The organism is Schwartzia sp. (in: firmicutes) (assembly GCF_978017985.1).
Map to the genome: position 1 here is coordinate 26,192 of NZ_CDXDFU010000183.1, position 6,772 is coordinate 32,963.

The 6,772-nt window shown below is 49.9% G+C and carries 8 protein-coding genes; all 8 read left to right on the plus strand.

Annotated elements, in window-relative coordinates:
• Nucleotides 1-74 precede the first annotated feature (74 nt).
• The 8 genes from ACY69O_RS08010 to rpmA all read left to right on the plus strand — a co-directional run bounded on the left by ACY69O_RS08010 (nucleotide 75) and on the right by rpmA (nucleotide 6,739).
• On the plus strand, nucleotides 75-1,478 hold the full coding sequence (locus tag ACY69O_RS08010; RefSeq protein ID WP_462332945.1) for a phosphodiester glycosidase family protein: 1,404 nt from the start codon (nucleotides 75-77) through the stop codon (nucleotides 1,476-1,478).
• A gap of 103 nt (nucleotides 1,479-1,581) precedes the next feature.
• A complete protein-coding gene (locus tag ACY69O_RS08015) occupies nucleotides 1,582-1,875 on the plus strand; it encodes an acetyl-CoA carboxylase (protein WP_462332946.1) in 294 nt (97 codons plus the stop codon).
• Between the two features lie 14 nt (nucleotides 1,876-1,889).
• Entirely contained in the window at nucleotides 1,890-4,175 is a 2,286-nt protein-coding gene (locus ACY69O_RS08020) for a SpoIVB peptidase S55 domain-containing protein (protein ID WP_462332947.1), read from the plus strand.
• A 154-nt stretch (nucleotides 4,176-4,329) separates the two neighbouring features.
• On the plus strand, nucleotides 4,330-4,704 hold the full coding sequence (locus tag ACY69O_RS08025) for a response regulator (protein WP_462332948.1): 375 nt from the start codon (nucleotides 4,330-4,332) through the stop codon (nucleotides 4,702-4,704).
• Between the two features lies 1 nt (nucleotide 4,705).
• Nucleotides 4,706-5,569: a hypothetical protein gene (locus ACY69O_RS08030; RefSeq protein WP_462332949.1), complete on the plus strand. Its 864-nt coding sequence runs from the start codon at nucleotides 4,706-4,708 to the stop codon at nucleotides 5,567-5,569.
• 231 nt (nucleotides 5,570-5,800) lie between these two features.
• The gene (gene rplU, locus ACY69O_RS08035; protein ID WP_462332950.1) at nucleotides 5,801-6,112 is read left to right on the plus strand and encodes a 50S ribosomal protein L21; all 312 of its coding nucleotides are present in this window, start codon (nucleotides 5,801-5,803) and stop codon (nucleotides 6,110-6,112) included.
• Between the two features lie 6 nt (nucleotides 6,113-6,118).
• Nucleotides 6,119-6,442, plus strand: coding sequence for a ribosomal-processing cysteine protease Prp (locus ACY69O_RS08040; RefSeq protein ID WP_462332951.1), 324 nt, complete (start codon nucleotides 6,119-6,121; stop codon nucleotides 6,440-6,442).
• A 9-nt stretch (nucleotides 6,443-6,451) separates the two neighbouring features.
• Nucleotides 6,452-6,739: a 50S ribosomal protein L27 gene (rpmA, locus tag ACY69O_RS08045; RefSeq protein ID WP_072936281.1), complete on the plus strand. Its 288-nt coding sequence runs from the start codon at nucleotides 6,452-6,454 to the stop codon at nucleotides 6,737-6,739.
• Nucleotides 6,740-6,772: the final 33 nt, after the last annotated feature.

Here is a 6,772-nt window from a genome sequence, read left to right on the forward strand (position 1 = left end):
CTCTTCATTTTGCGGTTTTTTTCATATTACACGGCTAGACTGAAGTCTAGATTAACAAGGAGAGGAAGATACTGTTGGAATCAGCAAAAAGAATAATGAACCGCGCGGCTGTGCTGTGCGTGCTTCTTATGTTCATAATCCAGACAGCGGCTTTGGCTGCGGCAAAACCGGCCCTGTCAAATATCCGATTCGGAAGCGGTACCGAGAGAGACCGTATTGTCTTTGATTTCGGGAGCACCGGCTTCCCGCAATATGATGTCAAAACGGAGCAGGGAGGACTGCGCGTTGTACTGACCTTTGCAAATCTTACCGACGCGATGAAAACAAAGCCTCAGGTAAAGAGCAGCCTCATACGCAAGGTAACATTCCAAAATACAGATAAGGGAATAGCTGTACTCATTGATTTAACGGAGCCTGCGGATTATGATGTTAAGGCTCTTAAAAATCCGGCCCGCGTCTATATTAATTTCAGCAAGGAGTATGAAAAAGAAGACACACGACAGCCGGCACCGGGATTAAATTTAACGACCTATCGGCGAAAGGACGGACGGGGGCTTCTGACCGCGTACCTTTTGGATGTAGATACGAAGCAGTATAAGCTGGTACCGGTGCTCGCCAACGGAGAGATTCGTGGACGCGATACCGTAAGCGGCATGTCTGACCGTGTGAACGCGGCTGCTGCAGTAAATGCGAACTACTTCGCTCAAAGCGGTGAAATACTCGGTACCATGCGCATAAACGGAACAGTGGTGGGAACAACATACTTTACCCGCAGCGCCCTCGGCATCCGCCCAAGCGGAGCGGCTTTTGTTGCGCCTGTATACTATGACGGAAAGGTAACAATAGGAAACGTCACTCAGCAGGTATCCGGAGTAAACGCGGAACGCGGAGAGAACGGACTCGTAATTTACAACAGCTATTACAGCGCTACTACGGGGACGAATCAATTCGGAAAAGAATATATCGTCCGAAATGGACGAGTTGCCGATATACGGCAGAGCAATTCACCTATACCGAAGAACGGTTATGTCATTTCCGTACACGGAACATCGAAAAACGCATTCTCGAAGGTCCGTATAGGAGATACTGTAACACTTACTGAGGATCTGGGCGCACAGTGGGCAAACGTGCCGATAATCTTCGGTGCCGGTCCGACACTGGTGAGCAACGGTAAAGTCAACGTAACAGATGAGAGTTTTCCGTCGGATATAACAAAAGGCAGAGCGCCGAGAACAGGCGCGGCAATAATGAAGAACGGGCATATGCTGCTGGCTGTGGTAGACGGCAGACAGGCTTCAAGCATAGGCTGCACACTTGACGAATTTGCAGAGCTTCTGGTAAAATTCGGAGCTCAGGAAGCAATCAACTTTGACGGCGGCGGCTCAAGTGAAATGGTTCTCGGAGGACAGATACTGAACAGTCCCTCGGACGGAACAGAGCGCAAAGTAGGAAGCGCGCTGGCGGTACTGAAAAAATAAAAGAGAAGCTGATTTTGCTTAAAATACTAAGGTTTTCTATATAGCAAAACTGAAGTTAAGGCTGTATAATAAAGAAAGTAATTTATAACCGGGATGGATAACAATGCGAAGAATCTATCTGGCGGCGGCATTATTCCTTTTGACTGCGGTGGGAGCGGTGGTCTGGCATTTTACACCGGTTCCAGTAAACGCTGCAATAGGCGGGAAAGTGACGTGGGTGATTCCCGAAGGCAGTGAAGTGCAGGAAGGAACCGAGCTTGTGCGTATTTCCGCCCTTTCAGGAGGAGAGATTGCTGCCGCGCGTTCAAAATTTGACGGGGTGGTAAGTGAGACCTGTGTCAAAAAAGGCGATGATATCGCTGCCGGTGTTGTCGTTGCACGTATAGATAAAAAATAAATGGGGTGTATTTATTGTATAAGTCGTTGAAACGGGCGCTGGCGGCTATTTCTTTATCGGTGCCTTTGTGGGTTGGGGCATCGAGTGTATATGCTATGCCTGATATTATGCCTCTGCAGGAGGTTGCGGAAGGAATGCAGGGCACACTCTACACTGTGGTAGACAGCAGCGGAGAGCTCAGAAGCTTTTCGCTTGAGGTGCTCGGAGTCATGCGCTCTGGCCGCGGTACCATGCCGTATATTCTTGCGCGCAGCGACGGTCCTTTTGCCGATACGGACGGCGGTCTGATGCAGGGCATGAGCGGAAGCCCCGTATACGTTGACGGGCTTTTGATTGGCGCGGCATCCGCCACCGTAAGCAACATGGATCCGCACACATTCCTTATTACCCCGATTGAGGAAATGCTCCCTATCTGGGATATGCCGGACAAAAAGAACAAGACACGCGTAAAGGTCATTGATATAAAGAAAGCGGCCGAAGAACGCGAGAAAATAGAAAAAGAGCTGGCGGAAAAGGATAAGAAAAAAGCTGAGGCAGAAGCCGCAAAGAGCGAAAACGGGGACGACAAAAAAACAGAGACCTCAGATGCTTCTGCGGCAAAGTCCGAAAACATAAAGAAACCTGAAACGGAAAAGAAATATCCCTCGGCAGGAAAAGAGCCGGTCTATAAGGGAAGCCTTATGGTAAGCGGATTCGGTGAGGGAAGCCTTGCCATGCTTCAGAAAGGGCTTGGAAATATCGGATTTAAGGCAGAATCCTTCGGCGGTATTACCTCAGGAGGCGCTACGACAAAATACGGCGCGGTGCTTGAGCCGGGAGAGGCTGTCGGCGCGGCAGTCATGTACGGGGACTTTGCTGTTGCCGCAACAGGCACTGTCACAGCTGTAGACGGCAGACGTGTCCTGGGCTTCGGACATCCGTTCCTTCACCGCGGCAACGTGAACTATTTCATGACAGACGCGACGATACTTGGCATGGTAAACGGTGTCAGCGACGGAATGAAGTTTGCAAACACTGACCATATCATCGGACGCATAAGCCAGGACCGCGGAGCAGGTATCTCCGGCGAAATCGGTATATTCCCGTCTGTTGTTCCTGTTCGCATCAATGTAAAAGATGAGACTCTTGGACGTGATGAGAACTACACCGCGACTATGGCCTATGATGAAGATTTCCTGCCGGTACTTTCGCCGGCGGTTTCCTATGCGGCTTTGGGCCGTACAGTTGACACAACGGGCGAGAGTACGGTGGAGGTGCATTTCTCCGTCCGTACAAATGCCGTGGCTGACGGAAAAGTAGAGCGCACAAATATGTTTTACGGCGCGGCTGATGTAGGGCAGGCCGCTTTCGGTGAGCTGGGACAGGCAATGAGCCTTATCTGCAGCGATAAAGAAAAAGAAGCAGATGTCCTTGATATCAACGTAGATATTTCCTCTGCGGCAGAACGCCGCACGGCTTCGCTTGTATCCGCAATCCCGGACCGTCCTGAGGTGCGCCCGGGAGATACCGTGAACTTTAAGATAACTATGAAGCCTTACCGTGCAGAAAAGTTGACGGTAACAGTTCCGTTTACTGTTCCGAAGGCACAGCGCGAAGGAGCACTTCATCTTGATATACATGGCGGCGGACTCGTATCTGTAGAGCAGCTTTTGGCGGCAATGCAGGGACAGGGAACTGTCACCGCAGATGATAATGATGTCACCACAGAGGACCAGCTGAAAAATCTTATGGAAACCCCTGCAAACAATGAAATCATTATTGAGCCGGGCTCCACACCTGTAATGTCCGAAAAAGAGCAGCAGAAAGCAATCAAGGAAGCAATACGGGCTCAGGAAGAAGCGGAAAAGAATCCGGACGCTGCGAAAGAACCGCAGAAACCGCCTATGGGCAGGCTGTCGACGAAGTATGTAATCGACAATGTCATTCATGCTATGGTGAACGTGTCCAAGGACGCGCCGGAGCCTGAGAAGAAGCCCGTAGAGTTCAAGCTGGATGATATACTGAAAAAAGCAGGACTGTCGAAGAGTGAGAAAAAAGCAGATGTAAAAGATAGTTCCAAAGCAGAGGCAAATGCCGGGGTAAAGAACGATGCAAAAGCGGCAGACCCTGTCGAAACAGCGGCTGAAGAAGCTAAAGAAAACACGGAAGCTGCTGTGAAGGCAGAAGAAAAGGCTGATGCTTCGGAGAAAAAGGCAGAAGAAAAGCCTGATGAAAAGGCAGGAGATAAATCTGCTGAGACTGCTGTAGAAAAAGGTGCTGAGAAAACATCTGCTTCTGCAAAAGAAGAAGCTAAAGGGTAATATTTACGGGGCTGTGAAAATCACAGCCCTATTTTTATTCTGTTGATCTGAAGATAATGTTGCGCAAACGCTGGCAGAAGAAGTTTTGCCTGTGGCAAAACTTGAACAAATGCGTTATAATAAATCAAATAATGTTTCGAGGGAGGCGTTTTGTTTGGAAAGGAAATTGAAGATCCTTATTACAGATGATTCACAGCTTCTGCGGAAAAAACTGCGTGCTGAGCTTGAAGGGCTGGGCTGTGAGGTTATAGAAGCAGAGAACGGAAAAGAAGCTGTTATGAAAGACCTCCAGGAAAAGCCGGACGGTATTTTCCTTGATATTGTTATGCCGGAAGTTGGTGGAATCGAAGCACTTCAGGCAATTCGGGAGGTGAACCCGGAGATGCCGGTCATTATGCTTTCTTCGGCCGGAACGCCGCAGAAGCTGATGGAAACCTTAAAGATGGGAGCGCTTGATTTTATCCAGAAGCCATATACGTCTGAACAGATAAAGAAGGCACTGGCTGCAATCCGAAAGAAGGCTGAGTAAGATGAATAGCGGGTATTTTGCACAGTATCTTCTGAATGAAGGCAAAATCACACAGACAGATATTTTTGAATTGCTTAAAAATGCTGCCGAGAATAAAGCGGATACTCCGATTACAGCTCTTCGAAAGGGTATGCTGTCCGCAGAGCAGATAGCGTCCATAAAAGGTGATGCTTCGGGCGAAGGATTCCTGCGTGAAGCAGGAAAGAACGGGCTGCTCAGCGCGGTGCAGATGGAGGAGCTCCGTTCGGCCGTGCGTGATGAGGATCTGGCTTTCGCACAGGTTCTTCTTGACAGGAAGCTGATAACCTTTGCGGAGCTTGCAGATTTGTTCAAGGCGTACGATGCTCTTGAGGTTTCACCGATACGGACTGTTGTGAAAAAGAGAGCTTTGGAGACGGGGCTTGAGATGGAAGCCGACCGTTACGCAGCATTCAGTGAGCTTTTCATTCATTCGCTGAAGCGTTTTATGGATACGACAGTCGTGGTGAATACGTGCGAGCCTATTCATGAGTCAGCGGAGCTTTCACATATTGTTTCCCAGCGTCTTTTGGGCGGGGTATCAATGGTGACGGGCGTCTATGCAAAGGACGAGGTTTTCCTTGAGATGGCGCGCAGGTACAGTCATGAGGATATTCAGAGTGTAGATGCTCTGGCGGTTGACTGCATCTGCGAGTTTTTGAACGTGGTCAACGGACTTTTTGCGGTTGATGCCGCAAGAGACGATATGGAGATTGACCTGGATATGCCGAGGGTAAGTGAAAATTCCGTGCCTGAGGGGAATTTCCAGCTTGTGCTGGTGGTTGATACGGGCTTCGGAGAGTTTGCTCTCGTTCTTGCGGGAGATGAGTTTGCGCTCCGCAGCTGATGTTTTCGGTTTGATGTTTACGGCAGGCTTCGTGCCTGCCGTTTTTGATTGGTAAAATAAATTCGTTGACAAGCTGATTGGAGTATGATACTATACGTTAGGTTAGGTGCAGAGCGCGCCTGACTATGTTTAAGCGGCTTATGCCGCTTAGCCCCAACCGCACAGCGAGGTTCCCAAAACGGTTATTCCGTACCGAAGTTGGCGAGTAAACAAACGGGAGGTGTAAGAAATATGTATGCTATCAGCCAAACAGGCGGCAAGCAGTACAAGGTTGCTGAAGGCGAAGTTATCTACGTTGAGAAGCTGGACGCTGAGGCAGGCGACGCTGTAACGTTCGACGAAGTTCTCGCAGTCGTAGCAGACGGCGATGTTAAAGTCGGCAAGCCGGTCGTTGAGGGTGCGAAGGTCACGGGCAAGGTAGAGGCTCAGGGCAAGGAAAAGAAGATTCTTGTCTTCAAGTACAAGGCTAAGAGCAACTATCGCCGTCGTCAGGGTCATCGTCAGCCGTACACGAAGGTCGTTATCGAGAAGATCGAGGCTTAATCGCCTATGATCAACATAGACGTTTTTCGCAACAAGGACGGGAAGATATCCGAGTACCGTGTCTACGGCCACAGCGGCACGGCAGAACGGGGAAGGGATATCGTCTGTGCGGGCATTTCGAGTCTGGCACAGACCGCTCTTCTGGGATTAGGCGAGCATTTGCATCGGGATATGGACTATTCAGTCAATCCGAGTGGTGACTTGCACATGAAGCTCAGGGGCGAGCCCGATGATCTCACACAAGCAGTACTTGAGACGATGCATTTAGGATTCGCGGCGATTCACGAAGCGAATCCGGATGCCGTCCGAATCATGGTTCACAGGAGGTGAAACAGCATGATGTTCAAATTTGATTTACAGTTATTTGCACATAAAAAAGGTGTCAGCAGCACGCGTAACGGCCGTGACAGTGAGGCAAAGCGCCTTGGCGTTAAGGAGCAGGCCGGTACTATGGTAACGGCAGGCAGCATTCTTGTTCGTCAGAGAGGCACGCATTTCCACCCGGGTCACAATGTTGGCATCGGCGGTGACGACACGCTGTTCGCAAAGGTGGCAGGCAAGGTCGCTTTCGAGCGTAAGGGCCGCTACAACCGTCAGGTCAGTGTTTACACGGCAGACGAAGCTTAATCAAATGATACAGGTACCTGCGTCCTCGGGCGC